The organism is Trichocoleus desertorum ATA4-8-CV12, assembly GCA_019358975.1.
GTDB classification, from domain to species: Bacteria; Cyanobacteriota; Cyanobacteriia; order FACHB-46; family FACHB-46; genus Trichocoleus; species Trichocoleus desertorum_A.
Window position 1 is genome coordinate 1 of record JAHHIL010000019.1, and the last position, 26493, is coordinate 26493.

General features: G+C 50.0%; 27 protein-coding genes. 7 read left to right on the top strand and 20 right to left on the bottom strand.

The annotated features are described in order from the left end of the window. Nucleotides 1-173: transposase (locus KME12_14775; GenBank protein ID MBW4489050.1), on the top strand; the 173-nt coding region annotated here is incomplete at its 5' end. Between the two features lie 129 nt (nt 174-302). Here the strand turns inward: KME12_14775 and KME12_14780 are convergent. The 3 genes from KME12_14780 to KME12_14790 form a co-directional block, all read right to left on the bottom strand. Further along, nucleotides 303-590 carry a DUF1816 domain-containing protein gene (locus KME12_14780; GenBank protein MBW4489051.1) on the bottom strand — a complete coding sequence of 96 codons (288 nt, stop codon included), beginning with the start codon at nt 588-590 and terminating at the stop codon, nt 303-305. A gap of 675 nt (nt 591-1265) precedes the next feature. Beyond that, complete coding sequence (locus tag KME12_14785) at nt 1266-3362, bottom strand: M3 family metallopeptidase (protein MBW4489052.1); 2097 nt, start codon at nt 3360-3362, stop codon at nt 1266-1268. Nucleotides 3363-3502: 140 nt separating this feature from the next. Continuing rightward, nucleotides 3503-3847 carry a hypothetical protein gene (locus tag KME12_14790; GenBank protein ID MBW4489053.1) on the bottom strand — a complete coding sequence of 115 codons (345 nt, stop codon included), beginning with the start codon at nt 3845-3847 and terminating at the stop codon, nt 3503-3505. A gap of 122 nt (nt 3848-3969) precedes the next feature. Between KME12_14790 and KME12_14795 the strand changes: the two genes are divergently transcribed. Further along, nucleotides 3970-4602 (top strand): Uma2 family endonuclease, encoded by a 633-nt coding sequence (locus tag KME12_14795; protein MBW4489054.1) that lies wholly within the window; start codon nt 3970-3972, stop codon nt 4600-4602. A gap of 17 nt (nt 4603-4619) precedes the next feature. Here the strand turns inward: KME12_14795 and KME12_14800 are convergent, their stop codons facing one another. Continuing rightward, nucleotides 4620-6005, bottom strand: a complete 1386-nt coding sequence (locus KME12_14800; protein MBW4489055.1) for an aminopeptidase P N-terminal domain-containing protein — start codon at nt 6003-6005, stop codon at nt 4620-4622. An 18-nt stretch (nt 6006-6023) separates the two neighbouring features. Next, nucleotides 6024-6638, bottom strand: a complete 615-nt coding sequence (locus KME12_14805) for a TetR/AcrR family transcriptional regulator (GenBank protein ID MBW4489056.1) — start codon at nt 6636-6638, stop codon at nt 6024-6026. A gap of 399 nt (nt 6639-7037) precedes the next feature. Here KME12_14805 and KME12_14810 point away from each other — a divergent pair, with 399 nt between their 5' ends. From KME12_14810 to KME12_14825, 4 genes are all read left to right on the top strand, one after another. Further along, the gene (locus tag KME12_14810) at nt 7038-7481 is read left to right on the top strand and encodes an Hsp20/alpha crystallin family protein (GenBank protein MBW4489057.1); all 444 of its coding nucleotides are present in this window, start codon (nt 7038-7040) and stop codon (nt 7479-7481) included. A 145-nt stretch (nt 7482-7626) separates the two neighbouring features. Beyond that, nucleotides 7627-8169 carry a phycobiliprotein lyase gene (locus KME12_14815; GenBank protein MBW4489058.1) on the top strand — a complete coding sequence of 181 codons (543 nt, stop codon included), beginning with the start codon at nt 7627-7629 and terminating at the stop codon, nt 8167-8169. Between the two features lie 89 nt (nt 8170-8258). Then, nucleotides 8259-8501, top strand: coding sequence for a hypothetical protein (locus KME12_14820; GenBank protein MBW4489059.1), 243 nt, complete (start codon nt 8259-8261; stop codon nt 8499-8501). A 184-nt stretch (nt 8502-8685) separates the two neighbouring features. Further along, entirely contained in the window at nt 8686-9072 is a 387-nt protein-coding gene (locus KME12_14825; GenBank protein ID MBW4489060.1) for a hypothetical protein, read from the top strand. Between the two features lie 4 nt (nt 9073-9076). Here KME12_14825 and KME12_14830 read toward each other — a convergent pair whose 3' ends face one another. From KME12_14830 to KME12_14845, 4 genes are all read right to left on the bottom strand, one after another. Further along, nucleotides 9077-10789 carry a diflavin flavoprotein gene (locus tag KME12_14830; GenBank protein MBW4489061.1) on the bottom strand — a complete coding sequence of 571 codons (1713 nt, stop codon included), beginning with the start codon at nt 10787-10789 and terminating at the stop codon, nt 9077-9079. Next, on the bottom strand, nt 10776-11465 hold the full coding sequence (locus tag KME12_14835) for a hypothetical protein (protein MBW4489062.1): 690 nt from the start codon (nt 11463-11465) through the stop codon (nt 10776-10778). The genes KME12_14830 and KME12_14835 overlap by 14 nt, the downstream gene beginning before the upstream one ends. Then, a complete protein-coding gene (locus KME12_14840; GenBank protein MBW4489063.1) occupies nt 11462-11785 on the bottom strand; it encodes a helix-turn-helix domain-containing protein in 324 nt (107 codons plus the stop codon). The genes KME12_14835 and KME12_14840 overlap by 4 nt, the downstream gene beginning before the upstream one ends. Before the next feature lie 217 nt (nt 11786-12002). Further along, the gene (locus KME12_14845; GenBank protein MBW4489064.1) at nt 12003-13730 is read right to left on the bottom strand and encodes a diflavin flavoprotein; all 1728 of its coding nucleotides are present in this window, start codon (nt 13728-13730) and stop codon (nt 12003-12005) included. Between the two features lie 131 nt (nt 13731-13861). Here KME12_14845 and KME12_14850 point away from each other — a divergent pair, with 131 nt between their 5' ends. Then, a complete protein-coding gene (locus tag KME12_14850; protein MBW4489065.1) occupies nt 13862-14707 on the top strand; it encodes a pantothenate kinase in 846 nt (281 codons plus the stop codon). Here the strand turns inward: KME12_14850 and KME12_14855 are convergent. The 11 genes from KME12_14855 to KME12_14905 all read right to left on the bottom strand — a co-directional run bounded on the left by KME12_14855 (nt 14690) and on the right by KME12_14905 (nt 26372). Continuing rightward, the gene (locus tag KME12_14855; GenBank protein ID MBW4489066.1) at nt 14690-15508 is read right to left on the bottom strand and encodes an alpha/beta hydrolase; all 819 of its coding nucleotides are present in this window, start codon (nt 15506-15508) and stop codon (nt 14690-14692) included. The two genes, KME12_14850 and KME12_14855, sit on opposite strands and share 18 nt — an antisense overlap. A gap of 182 nt (nt 15509-15690) precedes the next feature. After that, a complete protein-coding gene (locus KME12_14860) occupies nt 15691-16146 on the bottom strand; it encodes an NUDIX hydrolase (protein MBW4489067.1) in 456 nt (151 codons plus the stop codon). Nucleotides 16147-16225: 79 nt separating this feature from the next. After that, nucleotides 16226-16687 carry a thioredoxin-dependent thiol peroxidase gene (gene bcp / locus KME12_14865; GenBank protein ID MBW4489068.1) on the bottom strand — a complete coding sequence of 154 codons (462 nt, stop codon included), beginning with the start codon at nt 16685-16687 and terminating at the stop codon, nt 16226-16228. 100 nt (nt 16688-16787) lie between these two features. Further along, nucleotides 16788-18191 carry an argininosuccinate lyase gene (argH, locus tag KME12_14870; GenBank protein MBW4489069.1) on the bottom strand — a complete coding sequence of 468 codons (1404 nt, stop codon included), beginning with the start codon at nt 18189-18191 and terminating at the stop codon, nt 16788-16790. A gap of 152 nt (nt 18192-18343) precedes the next feature. Beyond that, nucleotides 18344-18592, bottom strand: coding sequence for a hypothetical protein (locus tag KME12_14875; GenBank protein ID MBW4489070.1), 249 nt, complete (start codon nt 18590-18592; stop codon nt 18344-18346). A 172-nt stretch (nt 18593-18764) separates the two neighbouring features. Beyond that, a complete protein-coding gene (locus KME12_14880; GenBank protein ID MBW4489071.1) occupies nt 18765-20189 on the bottom strand; it encodes a PP2C family protein-serine/threonine phosphatase in 1425 nt (474 codons plus the stop codon). A gap of 603 nt (nt 20190-20792) precedes the next feature. Next, a complete protein-coding gene (gene ftsY, locus KME12_14885; protein MBW4489072.1) occupies nt 20793-22604 on the bottom strand; it encodes a signal recognition particle-docking protein FtsY in 1812 nt (603 codons plus the stop codon). A gap of 146 nt (nt 22605-22750) precedes the next feature. Next, nucleotides 22751-23374 carry a transcription antitermination factor NusB gene (gene nusB, locus KME12_14890; GenBank protein MBW4489073.1) on the bottom strand — a complete coding sequence of 208 codons (624 nt, stop codon included), beginning with the start codon at nt 23372-23374 and terminating at the stop codon, nt 22751-22753. 52 nt (nt 23375-23426) lie between these two features. Continuing rightward, the gene (locus KME12_14895; protein ID MBW4489074.1) at nt 23427-24155 is read right to left on the bottom strand and encodes a DUF502 domain-containing protein; all 729 of its coding nucleotides are present in this window, start codon (nt 24153-24155) and stop codon (nt 23427-23429) included. 409 nt (nt 24156-24564) lie between these two features. Continuing rightward, on the bottom strand, nt 24565-25452 hold the full coding sequence (locus KME12_14900; GenBank protein MBW4489075.1) for a glycosyltransferase family 2 protein: 888 nt from the start codon (nt 25450-25452) through the stop codon (nt 24565-24567). Between the two features lie 131 nt (nt 25453-25583). Further along, the gene (locus KME12_14905; GenBank protein ID MBW4489076.1) at nt 25584-26372 is read right to left on the bottom strand and encodes an HpsJ family protein; all 789 of its coding nucleotides are present in this window, start codon (nt 26370-26372) and stop codon (nt 25584-25586) included. Nucleotides 26373-26493 lie beyond the last annotated feature (121 nt).

Consider the following 26493-nt stretch of genomic DNA (forward strand, 5'->3'; position numbering starts at 1 on the left):
ATCAAATCATTCAGCGCATCAAGGGGTTTACTTCTCATGAACTGAGGCAAGAGTTTGCTTGGCTAAAAACCAAGCTACCTAGCCTTTGGACTCGTAGTTATTTTGTTTCTACGGCGGGTCGTGTTTCGGGGGATACTATTCGTCGATACATTGATTCTCAGCGCTCAAGATAGGTGTTCGCCTCCGGTTTGTGCGACGCACACGCTCCGCGAACACCGCCTTATATCCCACCGCTAAAGCATGTGGGCTTTACGGCGATTTCTGTAAAACCCATCTCAAAAACCCACCGTTTCACCGAGGGTTTAGCTGTAAGTCAGCTGCTCTTCCTCAGCAATGGTGAGTTCTTTGGGCTGGCACCATTTGACCTGGACAGCAATGCCTTTGCTGCCTTCCTTCTCTAGATCTTCAACGTAGCCTGACTCAGATTGCTTGGCTTCTCCAGCACTGCTGAAAGGGCCAAAGTAATAAGTACACTTGGGTTGAGCCGTGACAACCTCTACCCACCAGGCAAAGTCTTTTTGAGTTGGCTTGCGGCTAACAAACAGGAAGAGCACCAAGGCCAGAATGAGAAAAACTAAGAATCCAAACATGATTTGAATAGCTCAATAAAAACTTTTGGACAATCAATCGCAGAAATTAAAAGCTGGTTTCTTACCACCGAATTTATTCGGAACTCATTCAAACTTTGGCATGAAGCCTGGGATCAATTTGAATTAAGAGTTTTGCTTCAACTTTAGTCATGAATTAATTCAATTCACGGATAATCATAGCTAGATTATTCTGGCTAGAAAGCCTTGCTACAAGCGAGATAGCGGGGATGAGTGTAAGGGAAACTCTATGCATGGGGTTAGGTCAAGCTGATTTCAGGATAGGCCAAACTTTTGCTGGCATTAATCATTCTTGAGGCTAGAGTTAGTTCTCAGCAGTCAATAAAGCTACTTATCTCTTAGGGTTGAAGCTGAATTCAATCTCTGATCGCTATTCTATCCAAAATCTCAAAGACGCCTTTGTTGAATTAAGCATTTTTTTGTGCTTAATTGCTAAAACTTTAGATTGATTTTGATCCCAGAGCAGTAGCGAACAAAACAGCGAAATATAAAACCTTGGCATACAACCCTGCGATCGCCCTCTGACCAATCAGCTTGGCGTGCAAACATCCAAAAGGACACTGGTCTGGACAAACACTAAAAAGAGGAGCAAGCGTTAGACCTATGCTCCCCTTTTTACCAGAATTTAACAGGATTCAATTAGAGCGCAACTGCTAGCTAGGCTGCCATCAGACCACTATGCCGTAGGAGTGGTTCGGTGCTGGGCTCGCGACCTCGGAAGTCTTTGAATATTTCCATGGGGTGCCGACTGCCGCCAAGGGCCAGAACCGTCTCCCGAAAGCGCTTGCCTGTATCCGCGATCGCCTCTGGGTTCTCTAGTCCTGCTTCTTCAAAGGCAGCAAAGGCATCGGCACTCAGAACTTCCGCCCACTTGTAACTGTAGTATCCAGCCGCATATCCCCCCGCAAAGATGTGACCGAAGGCGCAGAGGAAGTCATCTTCGGGGAGTGGGGGCATTACGGTTGTAGTTTCAGCGAGACGTTGCCGCACATCCTGCACCGTTTCACTGCCACCCGGTTGATAGTGAGCGTGGAGGACAAGGTCGAGCAAGCTGAAGTGTAGTTGCCGTAACATGCCGCTCCCACTCATGTAATTACGGGCTGCCACGAGTTTGTCGTAGTAGTGCTCTGGTAGGGTTTCCCCGGTTTCGTAGTGCTTCGCCATGCTGAAGAGAGTGGCGCGATCGTAGCACCAGTTCTCCATAAACTGGCTGGGCAGCTCCACAGCATCCCACTCAATGTTGCGAATCCCAGCGGCTCCAGAATAGTCAACTTTGGTCAGCATGTGCTGAAGACCATGACCGAACTCGTGGAACAGCGTTTCAACTTCCCGGAAGTTCATGAGGCTGGGCTTGCCATCGATCGGTGGGGTTTGGTTGCACACCAGGTAAGCTACGGGCAGACGAGTGCTTGCTTTCCCTTCTACGGTGAGTTTGGCGCGATTGACGCAATCATCCATCCAGGCTCCCCCACGCTTCTCAGCAGGGCGGCTGTAGGGATCGAGATAGAAGTAGGCGATCGCGTCCCCAGTTTCATCGGAGATTTGGAAGTAGCGCACATCTTCGTGCCACACCGGAGCTTGACCATCGGTAGCGGTGATGGTGACTCCAAACAGCCGCTTGGCTAACCCGAATAAACCATCTAAGGCTTGGGGTAAGGGGAAGTAGGGGCGTAGTTCTTCATCGTTGAAGGCAAATTTTTCTTCCCGCTGACGCTCAGCCCAGTAGCTAACATCCCAATGCTTCAGCTCGCCAGATTCCCCTTTTGAGGCAGCATAAGCTTTCAGGTCAGCCAAATCTTTGACCGCTGCATCGTAACTGACGCGGCGGAGTTCTTCCATCAACTGCTCTACCGCTGCCACGTTGGGAGCCATTTTGCTCGCTAAGCTGAGTTCGGCATAGTTATCAAAGCCAAGCAGTTGAGCTTGTTCTTTCCGCAAAGTCAGAATGCGATCGATTAGCGGGCGGTTATCTAGATCACCACTGGAAGCACGACTGACAAAGGCTTTATAGAGTTTTTCTCGCAAATCGGAGCGAGTGCTGTACTGCATGAAGGGGCCGTAGCTGGGAAAGTCGAGGGTGATCCGCCAGGGGCCATTCTCAGCGGTGGCGTTTTCTTCTCCAGCGGCACGGGCAGCTTGAGCGGCAAGGCTCAACAAGCTAGGTGGCAACCCATTGACTTCTTCTGGAGTGGTCAAGGTCATGCTGAAAGCTTTGGTAGCATCCAACACATGATTAGAAAACTGAGTAGACAGCTCAGCCATTTCCATCTGGATGGCATTGAAGCGCTCTTTGGCTTCGCCTTCTAACCCCACACCCGACAACTCAGCTTCCCGAATGGCCGCCTCAACAATCCGTTTCTGGGCAGGCTCCAAACTGTTCCAGGCTTCGCTACTTCGCAGCGCTTTGAAGCCTTCATACACAGGTTTGCTTTGACCAAGTTTGGTCCAAAACTGCACCACATGGGGCTGCATTTGTTCATGAGCTTCCCGCATTTCTGGGCTGTTTTTTACCCCCATTAAGTGCCCCACAATTCCCCAACTCCAACCAATGCGATCGCTCAGACGGTCGAGGGGTTCGACTAAGCTGCTCCAAGTTGGCTGCACATTTGCTTCTAAGGTTGCCAGTTCTTGCTCTAGCTCTTGCAGCAGTTGGGTAATTCCTGGAACCACATGCTCTGGCTTGATGGCATCAAAGGGGGGCAGTCCTTGGCCAATCAGCAAGGGGTTTTGGGTGAGGGTGGCACTTGCACTCATAGGTTATCTTTTTTCTTCGGCATATCTATTACCCCTCACTGTAACGAATGCCTGACATAGACAACCAGTGCGGAAACCCCATCCGCGATCGCCCGCCCGTTCAATGACCTGTCGGCGTAAAGCTGCTGAGACATAAGTACTCATGCTTGTGGCTTACGCTGCGTCATGGCATGGGTTTTAGCCAGACGTACCAAATGCTCCAGAGTCAGGTATCGCTCTAGTTCAGCTTCTCCTTTGGCAGCCAGTGTCCCAGCTTTGCTTTGTGCCAATAGATCACTTACTCGCATTTGAAACTCTGGGGAGGGGCGAATTGCTAAAATCTGTTCTGAGCTGGGTTGGCTCGCAAGCAGGGTAATGATGTCTTGCTCATCTAAAAAGTTGGATTGATGGTGTTGAGATTCAAATTCTTGTAATCCAAGCTCTAACAATTGCGGTAGTTGGGCTTGAAACTGCTGAAGACGTTGGGCAAGGTCATCTAGGGATATTAATGGTAATTTGTGCCATAGCAATTTAAAGGTAGGAAGATTGTTTTGATTATAGAAATTCAATCATCAAGCCTCACTGAGTGAGCTGTGCGATCGCTCCTTTTCCAAGAGAGAATGGTTGTATGGTTAGCCCCACCCTTCCGCAACTTGAACAAAAAGTTCAGCTCTCTGGCATTAGTTGGCAGACGTATCAAGCCTTGCTGAATGAGCTGAGCGATCGCCGTTTGCGCCTTACCTATAACCAAGGCAATCTCGAAATTATGGTTCCATCGCCTGAACATGAGTTCTACAAAACACTCATGGGTCGCTTTGTGGAAACCATAGCCGAGGAACTCAAAATCAAAATTCATCCCTTGGGTTCCACCACATTTGCTCGTGAAGATTTAGGCCGAGGTCTAGAACCCGACGAGTGTTTTTATATCCGCAATCAAGCTGCTGTCAAAGGCAAAAAGCGGTTAGACCCGACTCAAGATCCACCGCCGGATTTAGTGATTGAAATTGACATTACCAGTCGCTCTCGCGATCGCATGGCTTTCTATGCAGCCCTAGGCGTACCCGAAATCTGGCGCTACGATGGCAAAGTCTTCCAGGTTTATCAACTCCAAAATCAGGAATATCAACTCTCTGAACAGAGCCTCACTTTTCCTAACATTCCAATCACGGAAATCGCCCGCTTTCTAGAGCAATCTGCAACTACAGACTATTTAGATCTCGTGGCTGAATTTCGCGATTGGCTCAAAGCGCAGGTGACATGAGTTGCGATCGCCCTGTTTTATTCCCCGCTCACCAATTGTTCGATCGCATCTGCTTTTGTAGGAAGCGCTGCCGTCAGCACCTCAGAACTCGATTCTGTCACCAGCACATCATCTTCAATTCGGATGCCACGCACATCGGCAAACTGGGCCAGGCGATCCCAATTCACCACGTCCTTGTAGCGCGATCGCCGTTCTGGGTCATTCAAAATTGCGGGCACTTGATAGAAACCGGGTTCAATCGTCACCAACATTCCTGGACGTAACGGGCGATCGAGCCTTAAGTAACAGAGACCAAAGCGATCGCTGCGTTTTCTCCCTGCCTCATACCCTGCCAAGTCGCCCAAATCCTCCATATCATGCACATCCATACCCAAGATGTGACCCACGCCATGCGGAAAGAACAGCGCGTGAGCATCCATTGCGACGAGGTCTTCTGGCTTGCCGCGCAGAATGCCTAAATCTAACAAACCTGCGGCAATAAGCAAGGCAGCGCTGAGGTGAAGGTCACGATACTCCACCCCTGGCTCAACTTTGGCAATGCAGATATCGTGGGCAGCTAGCACCACCTCATACAGCACCCGTTGCGTAGGTGAAAACTTACCGGAAACAGGCCACGTCCGGGTGACATCTGCGGCCCAACCGCTGGCCGTTTCTGCCCCCACATCAGCCAAAAGCAAATCTCCAGACTTGAGGGCGTGGTGATACTGCTCATTGTGCAGCACCTCCCCCTGCACCGTGACGATGCTGTTGTAGGCAGAGGTCATATTCTGCGCTACAAACACGCTTTCCATAGAGGCTCGCACTGCCGCTTCGGTTTTGGCTCCAGGAGTTACTGCCATTCCGACACGATGGGCATTCACGGTGGCGACTGCTGCTTGTTTCAACTCTGCGATCGCCGCAGCATCATGAGTTAGCCGCAGAGTTACGATCGCCTCAGCTAGCGCTAAATCAATGCCTGTTAGTTGATGGGCAGGAGGGAGCGATCGCCCTAAAATCTGTGCCTGTTGCTGCTGAGTTGCGGTGTCTTGGACTGGAATTGTGGCCGCGCCAGCTGCTCGCATGCCTAAATCAGCTAGAGGAAAGGCAGCATCCGCACCGATCGCCGTAGCAATTTCATCACGAGTGGGGGTGGGCCCATGCCAGAGGGCGCTAGCAGGCGTGCCTTCATCTATAAATAATTCCAGCTTGCCCGCTTCTAGCCGGACTGCTGCATTTTCTAGCGGTAAGCCCGCAAAGTAGAGAAAGTGGCTGCTGGCCCGAAACGGATACACGTTAGCGGGAAAGTTGCGGGAACTGCGCCCGCCTGACCACAGCACCACGGGGCCATCAAATAAAGCCGCTAAACGCTGACGGCGATCGCGCAAAGCAGTGGCCAGCGCTTCAGGATTGCTAGGAATTTGCATAACTAGACCGTAGCAGCTCTATTCTTTGACCAAAACCCCATTGAGGAAAATATCGGCTAAACCTTCGGCCATTTCTTGCATGGCTTTTGGTGAAGCCTTCTCACCCATCACCGTATCTTGGCTAAAACCTGCGATCGTAAACATGCCCAAGAAAATGCGCGCTACGATTCTGGGGTTCATGGGGCGGTAAACGCCACGATCCATCGCAGTTTGAAAAAAGGCTTCGGCCACATCCGTCATCTTATCGACCACTTCTAGTTGGATGCGATCGCGCAAATCGGGATGAAACTGCGCTTCCATAAAGCAAACGCGCAGCATGTCCATGTTTTGGTGGAGGTTCAGCATCCGTCGCCGCATCACCTGAGCTACTGCTTTATAGCTGCCCATTTCGCTCAGCTCGGTCAGCAAATCCGTCAGGATCTCTATCCATCCTTGCGTGGCAACTTCAATCAAAATTGCCTTTTTATTGGGGAAATGCCGAAATAATGTTCCCTCTGCGACCGCTGCTGCTTGAGCTAAATCTCGCGTGGTCGTCCCGTCGTAACCTTGTCGCGAGAACAATCTCTGGGCAGCTTGCAGAATCCGAGTTCGTGTTTCTGCTTCCGATTGGGGCGGTCGATTGCCAATTCGCATATAGCTTAAAAAATGGGGGTCATGTTGTCAGACCAGATACCGTCATTTTCTATCAAGTGAGCAATCAATCCGTCAAAGTTTCACATAACCTTACATAAGTTGTAAGTTTGTGATTTACGGGCTAAATTTTGCGGCAGTTGTGCATTCTCTATAACAGCTACCTATCTTGAAAAAAATGGAATTCTTAGTAGAAATATTTCATGCGATTGAAAGTACGGTAATTGCGATCGCTCTTTAGAAAACAACCGAACCACCTCAATTTTTCACATGGCTATCTTAATACTTATAGAGAGTTGAACGAACTAGCTAAAACCTTTGCAGAGCCGAGTATGTCAAGGTTTTGTTGAGAAGCTAGTCACCATCAAGCTCCCCTTAAATCAAGTATTGGAGGTAACTACTATGGCACTCGTACGTTGGGAACCCTTCCGAGAAGTTAACGGCCTACAACGAGAAATGAATCGGCTTTTCGATCGCTTAGCTAATGTAGACGAAGGCGGTTTAACGAATACCGGAGTACCTTTTATCCCAGCCGCAGAAATTCACGAAACAGGAGATACCATTCAGCTCAAAGTTGAAGTTTCTGGACTCGAAGCTCAAGATCTAGATGTACGGGCTTCTGCTGAGGCTGTTTCCATCCGAGGCGAACGAAAATCTGAAACCAAAACTGAAGAAAAAGGTATGATTCGCTCGGAATTTCGCTATGGCCAATTCCAGCGCGTAATCCCGCTACCTAACTGCATTAAGAACGACGAAGTAGCAGCGGAATTCAAGAATGGTGTCCTCACTTTGACTCTACCGAAAGTTGATGAAGAGAAGAACAAAGTTGTACAGCTTGTAACCTAGACGGGCTAAGCCTGGAAGCGGATGGCAATCGCTGAAAAATCTTTCACCATAGGAGCATAAGTTACAAACCTGCTCGCCTAGATTGAGTACGATAAGTATTATTAAGAAACATAAACAAACTTTGCCATATTTCGTAAGGGGACTGATTTCAGTGGCACCACTTCTACAGTTTGCAAAAACGACTGAGGAATCTTTGATCGCTGAGTTTTTCCGCAAATCGGAAGGTCAGTGGCGATCGGAACGGCGCTATTACACGCTCCCCGCAGGAGACACGCAAGAAATGGTGAGCTTTATCACCATTCGGTTTTTAGAAGCAGGTTGTGACGAACTGGCACGCTTGGCAGCGTTGCACGAATTGAGCGATGCCGTCACTCTCACTTGCGGTGCCCACGTCACTTGGGAAAGCCGAGAGTCTGTTTCGGGCCGCAAGAAATCTAAAGGCTCAACCTTGTTTGGAGCCGCAGGCAATATCTTGTATCGCGATCGCGGTTTCGCGACAGTCAAGCCTGTCAAAGCTGAGTATCACTTTTCAACTCCCCAAACTCTTTGCCTTAAGACTGAGTACGAGGGTTCCATGTTTGAGGAAGAACTAAAACTAGTGGGTGATCATTACCGCACCCGCCAAACCATTATTTCCCGGGCAGGTGAACAGCAGATGATCGGTCAGTATTTGGAAACCCGGATGTAATGCAGGACTCCAGATTCATGAGATAGGGTGGGCTTAGGCTCACCTCCTTTAGGTTGGGTAGGTTCCACCTAACTCTGACGGAGAAACAGATGGTTCAAGAAGTTAGGCCCAACGAAGAACCGCTTTACAGTTGCACGGTACTCGTCGAGGCGCTGACAGCCCACCCGGATGAAGAAGTTGTGTCTTTTGGCAACTCCCCAGAAACTGCCCGTGAGCAAGCCCAGCAACTGTTGATCGCTCACTATGGTTGCTCTCTGGAACAGGCTCAGCAAATGATCGAGCAAGGCACTATAGAAGCGCTATCACCGTGGTGTGTAGCTAGCGATCGCTAGTTTTCATTTCTTTTGTGGAAGTCAGGCTAGCGATCGCTTAAATTCAACGTTTTTTGCTGTAAGGTGCGTGAGTCCCATACCCTACGTTTACTTGAAATTGATGGACACCCAAAGAGAACTGATTCTTGATTAACTACTAATTCTTGGGCAAACTACCCAATAACCAACCTAAGCAATCGTAGTTGTGCAGTCAAAATCCTCTCGCTCAATAAAATATGCTGCTTTTCTTGCCTTGTCAGCAGTCACCATTGCAGTAGCATACATAGACAGCCGAGAGCCACAGCTTGCATGGTGGCAAAGTATGCAAAGCTGGCTAAAAATTCACGTTGCCCAGTCAGATTCCGAAAATCCAAGCACAACTCCTATCACTTCAACACCCCAAGAAAAAACTGTTGAAAGCTCGGAGCAGCTTGACACTCCAGTTGGTCCTTTGAGCATTACCAAATACCGTGGGGACGAGTGCTTATATGCTAAGGCAACTACTGCTCATGCTAATCACTATGGCAGGCTAGAGCAACTAAAGAAACCATTGAAGGACCGTTATCAAGCAACTTGCGTATTGTGGCATTAGATTCTTAATAATGGGTGCCAGTTTTGCGGTGGTGGACGGCGGTAAGGGCGTTAGATTCCAGGACTTTGCCGCTATCCGCGATCGCATACAGCAACCAGTGATCGCCACACTCCATCCGGTTTTCCACACGACATTCTAGATAGGCCAGAGCATCTTTGAGGATCGGAGCGCCATCACTGGTGAGTTCTGTTTCTACGCCTTGAAAGCGATCTTCCGCAGGGCCGAACGGCTTCAGGAAGTGCTTCATGAGGCCGAGGTTGTTGCCTTCTGCCAAAATATTCAAGACAAATTGGCTACCGGGATACATCAAGGACTCGATCGCCCGCTCTTTCGCCACAGCTACGGTCAAACCAGGGGGGCTAAAGGTAGCTTGAGACACCCAGGAGGCCAGCATTGCACTCGCAACCTCTTCTTGCTTTGAGGTGACAATGCAAAGCGAACCGACAAGACGGCCCACGGCTTGCTCTAGCGAGGTGGCAGGTTGTCTCGGTTCCCGCACTTTCTTGGCTTTTTTCAAGGCTTGGGCAAAGTCGGTGCCTGCCTCTTCGCACATTTTGATCGTCACTTCCGTGGGCTTGAACTTGACCCGAATCGTCTCGAAGCCTAAGCTGTACCCTGCGTCCTTAAACTTACCTTCGATCAGGTCGATCGCTTCGCCACTCCAACCGAAGGAGCCAAACACTCCCGCTAACTTGTTTTTAGCTGCTGTGGAGAGGACAATTCCTAACGCGGTTTGGATCGGGGTGGGGGCATGGCCACCCAAGGTAGGAGACCCCATGATGAATCCGGCGCACTTCTCCACCGCCGCTTGAATTTCACCGGGTTCAGCAATTTCGCAGTTGATCGATTCCACACCAACGCCTGCTTTGGTAATGCCTCGCGCGATCGCCTGGGCCAGAGTCGCGGTGTTGCCATAAGCCGAAGCGTACAACAGCGCTACCGAAAGTTCTTGGGATTTTTGCTGTTGGCTCCAATGCTGGTAAGCGTGGGTCAGCTCTGTGAGGCCATAGCGCACCAAAGGCCCATGTCCTGGCGCATAGAACTTGACGCTCAAGTCGGCTAGCTTATCCAGGGCCGTTTCCACTTGACGAGCGTGGGGAGCCATCAAACAGTCGTAATAATAGCGGCGATCGTCACTGAAAACTGTCCAGCCTTCATCAAATACTTGGTCGCCGCAGATGTGAGCGCCAAATAATTTATCGGTGTAGAGAATCTGAGTTTTGGGGTCGTAGGTGCAGAGACTATCGGGCCAGCGAGGACTGGGGGTGGGGATGAATTGTAGATGGTGTCCTTGACCCAGATCTAGGGTTTCTTCACCCCGCACGACCAGAATGTTGAGTTCTTGATTGCCGAGGGCATTGCGGAGGGCGATCGCCCCTGGATTGGAACAAACAAAGGTGATCTGGGGTGCAATGTCGAGCAAGGTTTGTAGCGTGATGGCTCGGTTGGGGTTGACGTGCCCCAGAATCACATAATCCAGTTGCTTCAGATTCAGGCGTTTCTTTAACTCGGTGAGATAGGTTTCTGCAAATGACTCACCTGGCGGATCAATCAGGGCGGTTTGGTCACCGCGAATCAAGAAAGAGTTGGCTGTGGTGCCTCGTTGCCGTGCGTACTCAATCTCAAAGCGGAGACGAGTCCAACTGCGCGATCGCAATACGGTTGTATCAAGGGCGATCGGTAAAATTTGCACGTCTCTGGGTTTAGTTTCCACCATAGATTCTCGCCTTAGGAAAATATTGCTTGAGAAAATTGGGACTACAGCCAAAGCGCCGGAGCATATTTGGCAAATCTGCGCGTCTGACATCCATCAGCGATAGAATCGCTTCGGCTTGCTGAGCGCGGAAATCGTTCTTTAGAACCGCATTTAACTTTTCTTGGCGATTGGCCTTTTGTTCTGCCGTCAGCGAGACATCGTTTCTAAAGTAATTTTCTAAGAAATCAATCCCATCCGTAAGGTCCGGGCAAAGATTGAGTACTCGCTCCACGTCTGTCCAGAAAGCGGCAGTACGGCCTGTTTCTTTGGAGGCAATCAAGGCATAAGCAACGCGAATCAACCGAACGTAGATGATTTTAATGTCTAACGTAAAAAAGCCCGTGTCAGTCCGAGCATTCATCAACGTGACAAACCCCACCCCAAATCCTAACGCTTGGCTCACCAAGGCCCAGTCGATTGTGGGCCGCGTGGTCATCGAAGTGGTCATCCAAAACAGGAAGCAGGGAAATAAAAACTGAGCGGCTGCCCACACCCAAACTCCCCCAGTTTTGAAAGGCTCAAAAAAAGGGAGGAATTTACAGTCGTCTGCTAGCTGTTTAAAGGCCACTGCAATATTGATCACCCCTGGAATTGCTAAGACTAAAAGCCAGGGCAACCAATTGATCAATTCACTCACGTTTCCTGATTCAAAGACAAAATAGGGTGTAAATGTAAATGTCCTTTCGAGGTCAGGATGAAGTAGGTTTTAGAGTTGGAGTGAATTGCCACTGGAGCCTGCGGGTGTCCCCAAGGCAGCAACTGACTCATGAGCCACTGACCATGACCGTGATGGTTTTCAGCGGTCGCTCGGCTGGTGTCAATGTAGCCCTTTTGCCAGAGCTGCTGCACAACTTCGTGCATTTCGCTGATCGGGCACCCCAAGGCATGAGCTAAGTTTTCTACGGTGAGCGGTCTCCGTTCTAGCGCGCTCAAAACCCGCATTTCATCGACGTTCATAGTCCACCTGTCCGAGTGCTCTTATCGTAGCATCACTGTCCCTGCCTCACTTTAATGTTTTTGTCAACCTGGCAAAACCACCTTTCGGGTCATCCGGACCGACCTCTCCCCAACCCCTCTCCTACAGGAAAGGGGCTTTGAGTCCCCTACTAAGCAATAACAAGGGGCTTTAACTCTTGCTCCCCTTCCCTGGCAGGGAAGGGGCTGGGGGTTAGGTCTAGTAATGGTTGCCAACTTTGCGATGGTGTACAGCGGTGAGGGCATCGGGGTTAGAAACTCGTCCCTCTTGCACCGTGCTGTAGACGATCCAGTGATCGTTGCACTCCATGCGGCTGTTGACTTCACACTCTAGATAAGCCAAGGCTTCGGTGAGAATCGGGGAGCCATTCTGGGCGGGTTGTGTTTTCACGCCAGCAAAGCGATCGGCCCCAGGGGGAAATCGCTTCAGGAAGTGCTTCATCAGGCCTAGGTGATTGCCTTCTTCTAACACGTTGAGGACAAAGCGATCGCCCACTTGCATCAGAGATTCGATCGCGCGGTCTTTGGCAACTGCGATCGTGAAGCCCAAAGGAGTAAAGCTGGCTTGGGCTACCCAGGAGGCTAACATCGCCCCGCTGACATTACCTTTTTTCGCGGTGATGATGTAGAGGCCACCAGTAATCCGCCCCAAGGCTTTGTCAAGGTCGCTATTGAGCGATTTCATCTGCTGAATGGCGCGATCGCGGCTCAACCACTGGCCTAAGTCAGTCCCCGCTTCTTCACAGAGCTGATAGGTCGCTTCGTTGGGCGTGTCTTTAATCCGCACAGGTGGGAAGGCCACGGTCAGACCCGACTCTCTAAACCGCGTCACTAAGGGGTCAACGGGTTCATCCTCGCCCCCATAAGATTCAAAAATCCCAATGGCTTGCTTGTCTTTTGCGGCTGCTAACACAGTGCCAAGGGCTGCTTGCGTCGTGGCTGCGGTTGAACCTGATACAGGGGGTGTGGCGATCGCTAAACCTGCGGACCGACCCACTAGTTCTTGGACTTCTTGGGGATCTGCCGATTTCAGATCCATCATCTCAACGGCGACACCCGTTTTGATAATACCGCGAGCGATCGCTTGCGAGAGGCGATCGCTGTGGCCGTAGTCAGACACGTAGAACACCGCTACAGTTTTCTCAGACTTGGCTTTGGCTTGGCTCCAGTTACGATAGCGATTGACCCACTCCGCCACGTTGTAGTAAAGCAACGGCCCGTGTCCAGTGGCAATCTGCTTCACTTCTGGTAGTTCACCCATGCGCTTCAGGGCAGACAGCACCGAGCGAGCATTGGGAGCCATCAAGCATTCGTAATAAAAACGGAAATCCGCTTCAATCTCACTCAGGTCTTCATCAAAGGTGCGATCGTCGCAGAAGTGCATCCCGAACGCATCGCAGGTAAAGAGAATCTGCGTCTTGGTGTCGTAACTAAAGATGGTGTCGGGCCAGTGCAGATTGGGGGCGATCACAAACTCCAGTTCGTGACCATTGCCCAAGTCCAAGCGATCGCCATTTTTGACAATCTGCCGCTTAAACGGTTGATGCACCAAATCTTCGAGAAACTGAATCGCTACCTTGGAGCCCACCACCGTCGCTTGGGGAGCCAAGGCCAAGACATCGCGAACTAAACCGCTGTGGTCTGGTTCCGTATGGCTAATTACCAAATAATCGATCTTGGCTGGGTCTACGACTTGAGTCAGCGTCTCCAAGTACAGTTGGCGAAACTTCTCATGAGACGTATCGACCAGCGCAATCTTTTCGCCTTTAATAACAAAGGAGTTGTAGGTCGTGCCATTCTTCAGACCAAACTCGATGTCAAAGCGATCGCGGTCCCAATCGAGTGAGCGAATCGTGGTGGTTTCCGCAGCAATTTCGCTCGTTTGTATTGTCAGTCTACGTTGAGCCCGGTCAGTCAGCACTACCATGTAAAATCTCCTCGTCAAACCTGGCTGAGGCGATCGCCTTTCCCTATTGTCACACGTTGATTTAAAAACCTGGGTTGAAAGACCTAATAGGTAAGTTAAGCAATTCTATATGTATTTATACTTAACCACCTGTGGATAAAAGCTGGTTCGCTTTGATGATTGGCAATTCTCGGCTGCATTGGGCTTGGTTTGTGGGAGAGCAGTTGCGATCGGCTTGGGATAGTGAGCATTTGACGAATTCTGGCCCCCCTAGCCCCCCAATACTGGGGGGAACCTGCTCAAAGTCCCCCAGTATTGGGGGATTAAAGCCCTTACGGGCATACCAGAAAAAGGGGCAGTGCAAGGAGTTTAACTACACTTCAAATCCCTTCTACGAACTACCCATCGTTTTAGCGTCTGTTGTTCCAGCCCAAACTGCTATTTGGCGGGACTATCCTCAGCTACAAATTCTCACGCTCGAACAAATTCCTCTCCAACACAGCTACCCTACCCTTGGTATCGATCGCGCCTTGGCATTGTGGGGAGCGGGAGAAGTGTATGGTTGGCCTGCCTTGGTGATTGATGCAGGTACAGCGCTGACCTTCACAGGCGGCAATGCTGAGCGACAACTGGTGGGTGGGGCGATTCTGCCAGGGCTGAGTTTGCAAGTACGAGCTTTAGCTGACAAAACTGCTGCCTTACCTGCGATCGCTTTACCCGAAACCTTACCCAAACGGTGGGCCAATGACACGCAAGAAGCGATCGCTAGTGGGGTTGTCTATACGGTTTTGGCGGGAGTTGTAGACTTTATCGAGGCTTGGTGGCAAGAGTTTCCTGGTAGCGCTGTGGTGATCACGGGGGGCGATCGCACCCTACTCTACCAACATTTGCAAAGCCAGCATCCTGGACTAGCCGCTCACATCCACACTGATCCCAACCTCATTTTTTGGGGTATGCGAACTTGTCGAACGGAGCCAGATTCAGCTAGAAGTGGATGAGATGAACTCCCGAATTTCTTGGGCAACAGCTGTTGGGGCTGTGAGCGGTAGTTCTACGCCACCTTGCGGCACAATCCGCCAATTTGCGGTTGGTGTAAGTTCAGCGTAAGTTTGGCTCAGCAGCTTAGCTGCAAAGGCATCTTGTTCGCTTTGCAATACTATGACCGGAACCTTGAGCCAATCAAGCCTTCCCTGCAATTGCTCTGCTTGGATCTCAGCCCGTCGGCGTTGAAATAGCAAGCGACAGGCCACAGGAGATTGCAGCAACTGTTTTCGCCATTGCAAAGTGCGCCCTACCCGCTTTTGAAGACCTAATAGAGGTGCAAAGGGCTGTAGCGATCGCAGTAACCAAAATAATAGCGGCGGTCGAGCTATCAACCACTTGGCCCCCCACCAACGCCGCCCCACTTTTTGCACCTGAATCCCTTCCGGAGCCAATAACACCAAGCCACGTACCTGATCTAAATACTTCAGGGCATAGCTCGCTGCCACCCAGGCTCCCAGAGAATGACCAATCAAATACACCTGCCGCAATCGCAAGCTCTCTAAATATTCCGCCAGCGTCTCTACTTGCAACTCAATCGAGTAGTGTACATTAGGGCGTTCCGACTCCCCAACCCCCAGCAGATCAGGTGCAAAACAGTGGTACTCCGTTCCTAACTGTTCAATCACTGGCACCCATTGGCTGCTGTCACTCCAAGAACCATGCAGAAACACCAGTGCATCTCCCTGACCGATTTCACGCCAGAAAATTTGCCCTTGAGACAGCTTCAATCGAGAATTACGCAGCGGTAGAGACATCTTAAATCAAGGAGGAAGGATGAGATGGAAAAGCGGAAGGATGAAGGATGAGGGATGAAATGGGAAAGAGAGAAGGATGAGGGATGAAATGGTCTAACTTTCATCCTTCTAAAATTACGCCAGTGTGGTCAATCCCTTCAAATTCATCCTTCATCCCTCATCCTTCCTATTTCATCCTTCCTTTACGCCAATGTCGTCAGGCCCTTCAAATAGTCTTTTAGTTGGCGATCGTGATCGTGGGATAACGCGCCTAAAGGTAGAGCGTCGGGGGCAAAAGCTTGCACTTCTATCACTTCTAGGGTGTCTTGTGCCTGCATTGTTCCTTGCACTTCAGCTTCTACTACGACGCAGACTGAATGAATTCTGGGATCGCGATCGGGTGCTGAATAAACTCCCACTAACCGTCGAATTTTGACTAGTTCTAGGCCCGTTTCTTCTGCTAGCTCTCGTTGTACTGTCTTGGGAATATCTTCTCCCCAGTCCACCATGCCACCGGGTAATCCCCATTTTCCATTGTCCTGCCGCCGAATCAGGACAATTCGACCATCGGGCAAGAGTGGGATGATACTAGTGCCAATAATAGGGTGCCGGAAGATCAATCCCAGGACGGTTTGAATCAGATGCCAGGATCGACGCATAAAGTAAGGCTGTCATACGAATGGAACGATGGAAGCCAAAAGTCAATGCAATTGAACTATGCACCCGTTCTTACAGTTTCTAACCAGGCAAATCAGCCAGAATTTCCGTTGCATGAGCTTCTGGTTTTACCTTGCGGTAAATTTTCTCAATCGTACCATCTGAGCCGATCACAAACGTCTGCCGATAAACACCCATGAATTCCTTACCCATAAACTTTTTCAGCCCATAACTGCCATAGGCTTGGGCTACTGCTGCATCTTCGTCACATAGGAGGGGAAACGGCAGTTGATACTTCGTCGTGAATTTGGTGTGGGACTTGGCATCGTCGGTACTAATGCCCAAAACTATTACATCTTGGGCTTGGTATTCCGAGTAGGCATCCCGAAAACCACAAGCTTCCTTGGCGCAGCCAGGGGTGTTGTCTCGTGGGTAAAAGTACAACACGACTCGCTGGCCTCGCAAGTCTGACAAGCGAACTAGATTACCTTGCGTATCCAGCAAACTAAAGTCTGGCGCAAGATCGCCAAGTTGGAGGGACATAGACAGGATCTACGGGATGAAACTTTACAGGATGAACCGTGATGAGCACTCGGTTAGCAGTGAGTGGCAAGCTGTGGGCCAAGCGCCAATAGCTAAAAGTCTAATCTTGGTGCAGCCGTTGTTGTGCTACTTGCAAGGCTTTTCTCACTTGCTCGAAGCCAGTGCCACCATAGCTGTTGCGGGCTGCTACGACTTGACGGGGCGCGATCGCCTGATAAATATCCGCTTCAAAAGCAGGATGCAAGGTTTGCCACTCGTCTAAACTTAAGTCCTTCAGCAACTTGTTGGCCGCTAAGCAAGTCCGCACCACTTTTCCCACTAAGTTGTAGGCTTCGCGGAAGGGTACGCCTTTAGCTGCCAGATAATCGGCTACATCTGTAGCGTTAGAGAAATCTTCTGCCACTGCTTCTGCTAGGCGAGAGGTCCGAAACTCTATCCCTTCTTGGATCAGAATGGTCATGGCTTCCAGGCAAGCTCGGACGGTATTCACTGCATCGAACAAAGCTTCCTTGTCTTCCTGCAAATCTTTGTTGTAGGCCAAGGGTAAGCCTTTCATCAGCACCAGCATGGCTTGTAAATGCCCAAACACTCGCCCAGTTTTGCCCCGCACCAGTTCTGGTACATCGGGGTTCTTTTTCTGGGGCATAATGCTGGAACCCGTGGCACAGCTATCTTTCAGGGTGACGAAGCTAAACTCTTGGGAGGCCCAAAGGATCACTTCTTCTGACAAACGGCTAAGGTGCATCATGATCAAGCTGGCAGCTGAGAGAAATTCGATCGCAAAGTCGCGATCGCTGACTCCATCCAAGCTATTGGCATAGATGCCATCGAAGTTCAGTAATTCAGCCGTGTAGTGGCGATCGATCGGGAAAGTCGTGCCTGCTAGCGCCCCGCACCCTAAAGGCGACACATTCACCCGACGATAAACTTCGCCAAGCCGCTCCCAATCCCGTTGCGCCATCTCGAAGTACGCCAGCAGATGATGGGCCAAACTAATCGGTTGAGCCCGCTGCAAGTGAGTGTAACCAGGAATCAAGGTTTCTACATGCTGCTCTGCTAGGTGAAACAAAGCTGTTTGAAACTCCCGCACCTGAGCGCGAATCTGCTCGATCTGCTCTCGGAGATATAGCCGGGTGTCAGTTCCAACTTGGTCGTTTCGCGATCGCGCGGTGTGCAGCTTCTTGCCCAAATCTCCCAAAATTTGCGTGAGGCGATGCTCCACTGCAAAATGCACATCTTCGGCATCAACGCCGGGATTAAAGAAACCTTGTCGGTACTCTTGCCGAATTTGATCCAGCCCTCTTACGAGTTGCTCACCTTCATCTGGGGTAATAATGCCTGTATGAGCCAGCATTTGGGCATGAGCCTGCGATCCGGTGAGGTCATATTCCAATAACTCCATATCAAAGCCGATGCTGGCATTGAATTGAGCGATCGCTGGGTGCAACGCGGTTTCAAATCGCTGACTCCAAGCTTGTGAGCTAGCAGCAGGTTGGGGTGGCAGTTCCGTATCCAAGGTTATCTTCCTGAATTCAATCGACAGCGTCAAAAACTCATCTTGACATGAGCGATGTCTCCTAAAATGCAGTCCGAGCTACCAGGCCAAAGGTCCACTTAGGAGACAAATTTAATGTAAGTCACGACTCAGGCTGGAGTTTAATAAGCGGTCATGCTGCGAATCATGTAGCCCAGAATCACACCAATGAGCAAGGCCCATACTTGGCCTGTTTTGACAAAGTTATTAAAACCCTTCTGCATATCTCCCAAGATGTCTTGGTTATATTGTTGAGCTAACACTGTCCAGTCATGGGGGACATGCCAAGCTAAGCCTTGCTGGAGCCAGTCACCCCAGTGTGTGGTGTGATTCAACCAAGTTGTCATGTCCTGCATTACATGGATCACCATTGCTACCATCTCCTCATCAATTGTTAGGGCTACTCAAAGGTTCAAGATTTAAAGGCTAATTCGTAGCCAGCGATCGCGGATTTTTGGCGCGTTTTAAGCAGCTTAACTACTGCAATTAGCACGTACCCTATAGAGTCGCAGATTTTTGGCAGTTGTAAAGTGGAAATGGGGATTAATCTGGCGATTTGATCCGCATGACAATTAATGTCATATCATCACCGTTGCGATTACCTGCTCCAATAAACTGCTGCACTTGGGCAAACAAATGCTCCAGAATCTCTTGAGGACTTTCGCAATGACGGCAAGCCCAGTGAAAGGCACGAGTTAAATTGTCTTCCTCGAAGCGATCGCCACTGCGGTTGGCTGCGTCGGTAAAGCCATCTGTGTAGTAAATCAGCGTGTCACCCGGATGCAACTGCACTTGACCATCTTGGTAGTGTGTATCTGCATCTAAGCCGATCAGCATTCCCAAAGTATCTAACCGCTTAATCGCATCAGTCGAAGCTTGCCACAATAGCGGCGGGTTGTGCGCGGCATTGCTGTAAGACAGCATCTGTGTTTGCGGCTCGTACTCCGAGTAAAACAGAGTCACAAACCGATTGGAATTTTCTAAATCTGCATACATCACTTGGTTAAGGTGTTGCAGAATCCGAGCAGGAGAATGACCATTTAGTACTTCTGCCCGCAACATACCCCGCAGCATGGTCATGATCAGCCCAGCAGGTACGCCCTTGCCCATGACATCGCCAATAGAGACGCTCCAACGTCCCGCCTCATTGCTGCCTGTTTTGACCGAGCGGAGACGGGGGCGATGAACGGGGATGAAATCGTAATAGTCGCCTCCCACCCGATTAGCTGTTTGACAACGAGCAGCCAGTTCTGCGCCTGGAATTTTGGGACACTGGCGCGGCAAAAGCTGTAGTTGAATTTCGGCTCCAATTTCTAATTCGCGATCGAGCCTTTCTTTTTTGCGCAGTTCCACCGTCAGCTCGTCGTTTTCAATGGCTACAGCCGTTTGGTCGGCCACCAAGCGCACCAACTTTTGCCGTGTTTCTGTCCAGGTATAATCTACCGCTCGACTAAAAACGTAGAGTCTGCCTCGCTCGGCATTCTTGACCAAAATTGCGGTGCCAAACAACTGTACATCTGACCCCAAGTAATGACTGACTTGATGGTCGAGAGCCGCAGTCATTTTAGCAGGGGCGATCGCGCCTCCCGGAGTAGCAGCAGCAGCAGCTAACTGGCGTGTCGCGGTCTCTAAAGCCTTGCGAATATCGTGACATTGGCGACTATCTTGACAGTGCAAGCGCTCTAGCCGCATTTGCCCATTTGGCTTAAACAGTACTAAGGCACCTCCATCCGCATCAGTCACCCGACTGGCCATCAGCGGAATCAGTTCTAGAAACTGGTTTAAGTTATTGAAGCTCCGCAAGGCAAAGCTGAGAGAGCTTAACAAGTCCTGAATTTTGTGCTGTTCCCGATGCAGGCGCGCCACCAGTTCTTTCAGGGCGAAAACTGGCGTCATGTCTGGAGAAGTTCCGCCACTGGTGCAGTCGGAGGGTTGAGAGGGCTGTCGAGGAACAGGCACAGCAGTCATTAGAGCAAGGTTAAGTTGTCATCGAAAACCGGAAAATTGAAGATCACTAACAGGTGAAGAAAAATAAATTCTCTACCTGCAATTTGAGCAAATTACTGGAGAGACAGCTTATCACTATTTGTAGAATTTACGCTCTAGTTTTGCTGATTTAAAATTCAGCGAACTAGTGAGAATTAGTAAAGCATCTAACTCACTGAAAAGTGGTGTGATGGTTACCCTAAGACCAACCGCTTGGTACAAGAATCAACTCAATACCAGTAAGTTCCGCCAACGGTGTCAATGTTGGCATAAATTCTAACGAATTTGTTGATACTAGCAGAATTGTTCTGAACCGGACTCAATCCTTTGTAGACAATCTGCTGGGTGAACTCCATCGCCTCAAGCGAGCAGATCTATAACAATCTTTTTTGAACGGGGTGCAGGGGTGGAACCCCTGTGTGGGGGCAACGCCTCCCCCTGTTAACAAACAATTTGTGAACGCTATAGTTTTTGATTGTTAGCGTTAATCTGGGGCTCTGCCAATGAGTTGAGCAAGCGTTTCTTCAGCAGCGCCAAGAAAACAACTGCCATTAACTACCCTTAATGGACTTAGCTTACGGTAACTTAACCTGCTAGGAGAGCTTCCACAAACTCATAGCTAGAGAAGGGTCTGAGATCTTCAATCCCTTCACCTGCCCCAATAAAACGAATAGGTAGACCCAACTGTTGAACTACCGCCAGAGCAATCCCACCTTTAGCGGTGCCATCCAACTTGGTGAGAACAACGCCACTGAGTTGGGCGGCTTCTAGAAATACTTCGGCTTGCCGCAGTCCATTTTGGCCCAACGTAGCATCCAAGACCAACAAGGATTCAATTTTTGCATCACCTGCTTTCTTGTCGATAATGCGTCGAACTTTGCTCAATTCGTCCATCAAGTTTTTCTTGTTTTGCAAGCGTCCCGCCGTATCGACTAACAGCAGCTCTGTCCCTCTTGATTGGGCAGAACCGATCGCATCAAAGACGACTGCGGCTGGGTCTGTATTTTGTCCAGGGTTGGAAATAACTTCGACCCCACTACGCTGTCCCCAAACCTTGACTTGCTCGACAGCGGCGGCCCGGAAAGTGTCGGCGGCAGCAATTAAACAGTTGTACTCCGATTTCTGGGCTAAGTGGGCTAGCTTCCCAATGGTGGTCGTCTTACCAGCGCCATTCACTCCTGTAATCAACCAAATATTTAAGGTGTCTTTTTCGGGTGCAAAAGTAGGGTTGTAGGACTTGCCCAACGGTCGATCCAGCATGTCACGGAGGATCGACTTTAGGTAAGCGATCGCTTGGTCGGGAGGTAACGCTTCCTCCCGCAGTTTCTTCTGGAGGGATTCAATAATGCGGTCTGTGGCTGCTACGCCCACATCGGCTTGCAGTAATAGCGCCTCAATTTCTTCGACGGCGTCTTGATTAAGTGGCCCTTGCCCCACGATCGCCTTGAGTTGGTTGACCAAGCTTCGACGAGTTTTGTCTAAGCCTTGGCGTAATCGCTTCAGCCAGGTGATTTCTTCAATCGAGATTTGGTCTGGACGGCGACCTTGGGCGGCGAGCACCTCTGCTGACCACAAGAAACCTTCATCAAAGACGATTTCAGGCAACGTTTCTTGAACTGTGGCAGTCGGCTGAGCCACTTCCGGTTTGGGTTCTTCAATGGCAGTGGCCTTAAGCCTTTCTAGCCTCGCTTGCCGATCTGCTTCTGCCTGTGCCCAGAAAGGTAGTGGAGCCACCTCAGCGGTGGAGCCTGGATCTTCCACAGGTGCTTCTAGGGATGTTTGTGGTGATACTTCTGGGGCGATCGCGGCGACTATTGGTTCTTCTGAAACTGTGGCGCCGACTGGCTCAGCAACTGGCTCAGCGATCGCTTCCTCAATGGCTACAACGCTTTCAGGCTCAATTGGGGCAGGTACTTCAGTGGGTGCGGGTTCAGCGACTTCGGTGGTAACTTCGGCAGTGGTTGAAGCGATCCTAGGTTCCGCTATAGGCTCTTCTGGCTCTTCTATAGGATCTTCAGCCGTGGCTTCCTCTGCTGCCCCTGCTTCCTCTGCGGCCTCTGGTGCTTCAGCCACAGGCGCTTCAGTAGCGAGTTCCTCTGGTGCTTCTGCTACAGGCGCTTCGACTTCTTCTTCTACAGGCGCTTCAACCGCCACAGGCTCCTCGACAGCAACTTCCTCCGGTGCTTCCTCTGGCTCGACCTGCTGCCGCTTTTGAATATTTTGGTAGGCTGCCTTCGCCCAGTTCAGGTAATCCTCCGCTACTTCTTCTGTAGCAGGTTCAGCTGCTTCTGGCTCAGTCAACTCCGCGTCAGATTCCTCCGACATTGTTTCTGTCTGATCAACCTGAGACTTTTCCGAGTTATCGTCAAATTGCCGACGGAACCAATTGAAAACCATTGCAATTTACCTAAAACTGCTATCTAAGGAAATATATAGATCTCGATAGATCTAACTGTAAAGAAAAATGTTTGTACTTAGAACTAATCTGAACACTCAATTGAGCTTGCAGCAACTCAATCTGACTGGATTTTTTGCTTCAAAGTTTAGACAGATTGGGTTTTGATTTGATCCGTCACGCGCCGCAACACGCCATTGATGAAACGGTGTCCCTCACTCCCACTGTAGCGTTTGGCTAATTCTACAGCTTCGTTAATTGCGACTTTGTCTGGTACGCCCAAGTACATGATTTCGGTGACAGCAATGCGGAGAATATCGCGATCGATCCGAGCTAAGCGATTGAGTTGCCAATCTACTAAAGACTGGGTTAGCAATTCATCCACCGCTGCCGTATTGGCATTTAAGGTGCTGATCACTTGCAAAGTATAAGCTCGAACTTCTTTCTGATTTGTTAATTGAATCAGTTCTGGCAATTCAACTGCCATACCCATGCGATTAATTGCGGTTTGGGCTAGGTCCAGTGCTTCTTGAACCATCCCTCTAGCACTCTGAACATCACTGGCTCGCGTTTCGCTACTCAGCAAGCGATCGCTGCTTCGCTTAATTTCTGCTGCTGCGGTTTCTAGGATCTCCTGAACTTCAGTCGTTAGTGTGCGGACAGCGGCCAGCATGATGTTTTGTAGTTGCTGATCGTCCAGTCGGCCTTGGTTAGCAGGCAACTGGCTAATGCTGAGCAGGGAAAGTTCACGAGCGATTCGGCGAGCTTGCATGGAGAGTTAATTGTCCAGGTTCAGGAGCAGCTTGACTATCTTAACTCTTTCTTCACTCCTCTTCGAGCGGCAGCGTTAAGGCTTGCCATTGGGGTTCTGGTAGAGGGGGATCTAGTTTGCGATCGCTGGTGGGTTTCAAGGCCATCGTCGCTTGGGAGGTGGGGCTGACAATACCACCTGACACAATCACCTTAAAGGCATCTTCCACAGACAGCGAGAGGTTAACGACTTCGTTCTCGGGCACCACTGCATACCAACCTGTGGTGGGGTTTGGTGTGGTGGGAATAAACACGCCTAGCATCGACCCAGGCAAGTGTGTCTGAATGTCGCCGCTGATTACCCCTGTCACGAAGGCGATCGCCCAAATACCCCGACGGGGATACTCCACCAACACCACCCGACGGAAGCGATTATTAGAATCTTTGAGCAGCGTTTCTAGCAGTTGCTTTAAGGTTTTATAAACCGCACCTGCTAACGGAATCGCTTGTAACAACCGCTCTCCAAAATCTAGCAACCATCGCCCTGCAATGTTTCGAGCCATTAAGCCAATCAGCAAAATCAAGAGCAATGGCACCGTTAGGCCCACAGCAAAGTTGAGGAAGTTGACTAGGATGGGGTGAAAGCCGTCAAAAGGGTTAAGTTGCTTTGGGATGCGTGTCAAAAAGTTGATCACCCAATTCGCAACGGTAATCGTCAACCAGATGGTGGTTGCTAAGGGGATGACAACGAGAAGACCTGCGATCAGATCATTCTTTAAGTCCTGCTTTAGGCGTTGGAACACAGACAACCCACTCTCCTTCAATCGGCTGGAAAATTTGGCTGCTATCACTGAAGTTATGAATCAAACCGAACGGTAGGAGTTTAAAGACTGAGATAGTCTATTCAGCCCAAGTTTTCAGGCAGTATTACTTCCATTGTGCTCTGTCGATTGATAACTCTGGTTGGCTTCCTGCGGGAATAGTGACAACTCAGTGCCTTCCTCTATTTGTAAACCTTGTAAAGATTTGTTTCAAGGTTTAATGTCTACTCTAAGGTTCACGCTTGGAGCTTCACTTAGGCCAACCCAGGGGATATCTTAGAGCAATTATTACTCGTTGTGGCCTGCTTTGTATCCGCAGATACTGCTTTTATTAATTTGAATATGGATCTGAATATTGATTTGATATTAAGGCTGCCCTGTGATGCCATCGTCAATTGACAGTCACAGAATCTACTTCCGGAGGCTCAGCGATCGCCAAAACAGAACTTTCTGACACCACGGGTGGCGGCAAGTGCTTGATTTCCCAGGCTTTGAGCAGAATTAGGTACTCATAAAAAGCTTGTAAAGTACACCAAGCAAACCCAGCTCGGCCATCTAGAATGCCGCCCAGCAAGAAATACATGTAGAAAAAGCGAATGAGCGGCCTAAAGGGCAACCGTAAAGATAAATCTTTGAGTGCCCGACGTCGTTCCACTTCGGACGAGCCGAAAACTAGATCCTGCCACTTCACGGTGCCCGTTTCTAGCTGCTTTAGAGTTTCTTGGGCTTCGTCGCTAGAGTAGCGGTTGTGCTTATCAATCCAGCGACTTAAGCCTTTACCGCAGGTGTAGTGCGGATAGGTTTCTTTGAGGAATCCAGTGGGGCCATTACACACCTCGCGCTCGGTGTGGCCGTAGTCATCAAACCAAACTTGCTCACGACGGAAGAGCCGCATTTGGTAGCGGGGATATTGCGTACTGCGTCGAATCCACTGCCCCATAAACATGACTCGCTCAGCCACGTAGTAGCCGATGTAGTCCTGACTTTGCATCGCTGTGAGGCATTCCTGAAACAGCTCTGGCGTCATCCGCTCATCTGCTTCTAGGATGTAAACCCACTCATGCTTGACCGGTATTGATTGGAGCATCCAGGTTCGTTGTCGTCCGTGGCTCTCGAACCGATGCTGCACCACTCGAACGGGATAACGCTGGGCCACCTCTACCGTGCGATCGCTGCTCAAGGAATCGACCACAACCACATCATCTGAGAGCAAAGCTGACTCAATACAAGCAGCAATCTCAGTTTCTTCGTTGTAGGTCAGGATGTAAATCGAGAACATAGCTCAGCTTTTTTGATGAGGGGAGGTATAGTGCAGCAGAAACATTGCGTCAGTAGAGAGGCACCCCCCGTTTTAGGCATAGTTTTAGGCTATCGGCGCGCCTAAATTCAGACGACTAAGGCTACAAATCCCTAGCGAGCCGCTTTACGAGGCCCTGCTCCTAGTTGCCGCAATCCAGTCCACCCAACCGTAATGTACCCAATTGCTAGGAGCAAACTGCTCAGTCCTACTCGCAATCCAGACTTGAGAAACTCAGCGTTCGCCCGTTTTTCTAGATCGAGCCGACGAGTCCGGATTTGAGTTTGGGCATCTTTGGCTTTTTTGTCTAGCGCTTGAGGATCAGATTGGAGTTGTTGCTGAACTTGGTTCTTGAGAGCTTGAACTTGCGCCAACTGTTCCCCTTTGAGCTGCCCACTCTCGATCGCTTGATTCAACTGGGAGTCACTTTTGACCAAGCTGTTGATTTGTTGTAATTGCTGATTGAGTTGCCCTTCCGCTTGTCCTGCTTCTTGAGAAATCTGCGCCCGGGTTTGCTGGTTGGCTCGATAGGTATTGCTGAAGTGTAGAGGAGACAACACTAGGAAGACGAAACCTAGGAGGCTCGCTAGCAAGAGAGAAGCAAAGCTGATGTTTTGCCAAGCTTTTTGTCGTCCTGGAGCGGCACCTGAAACACTGTCAACCCAAACCCCAGTGAATAAGAGGACAAAACCCAGTAGGGGTACAACGCCGCGATCGACAATTTGACTGAAGAGGGCGATTTGCCATCTTAGTCCTTCCAAGCTGCTGAGTTTAGCGGGTACATCGGAGGGAACTAGCATCACGGCGTAGTCGATCAGAGCAGCCAGAATCAGAATGATTCCCACGTATTTGAGCGTTTGGGAGGCGATCGCAGAGAGTTGGCGGCTATCAGTTGCTTTCATTGGGCTTCAAAGTGAGTTTAGTGATGGTCTGCTTCAAGCTGAGCTAGATTCAGCATACTCGTTTGTTATCCCAGTTTACTTGTAGGCAAACAGGACGTTACGTCAAGTACAACCGCTAGCA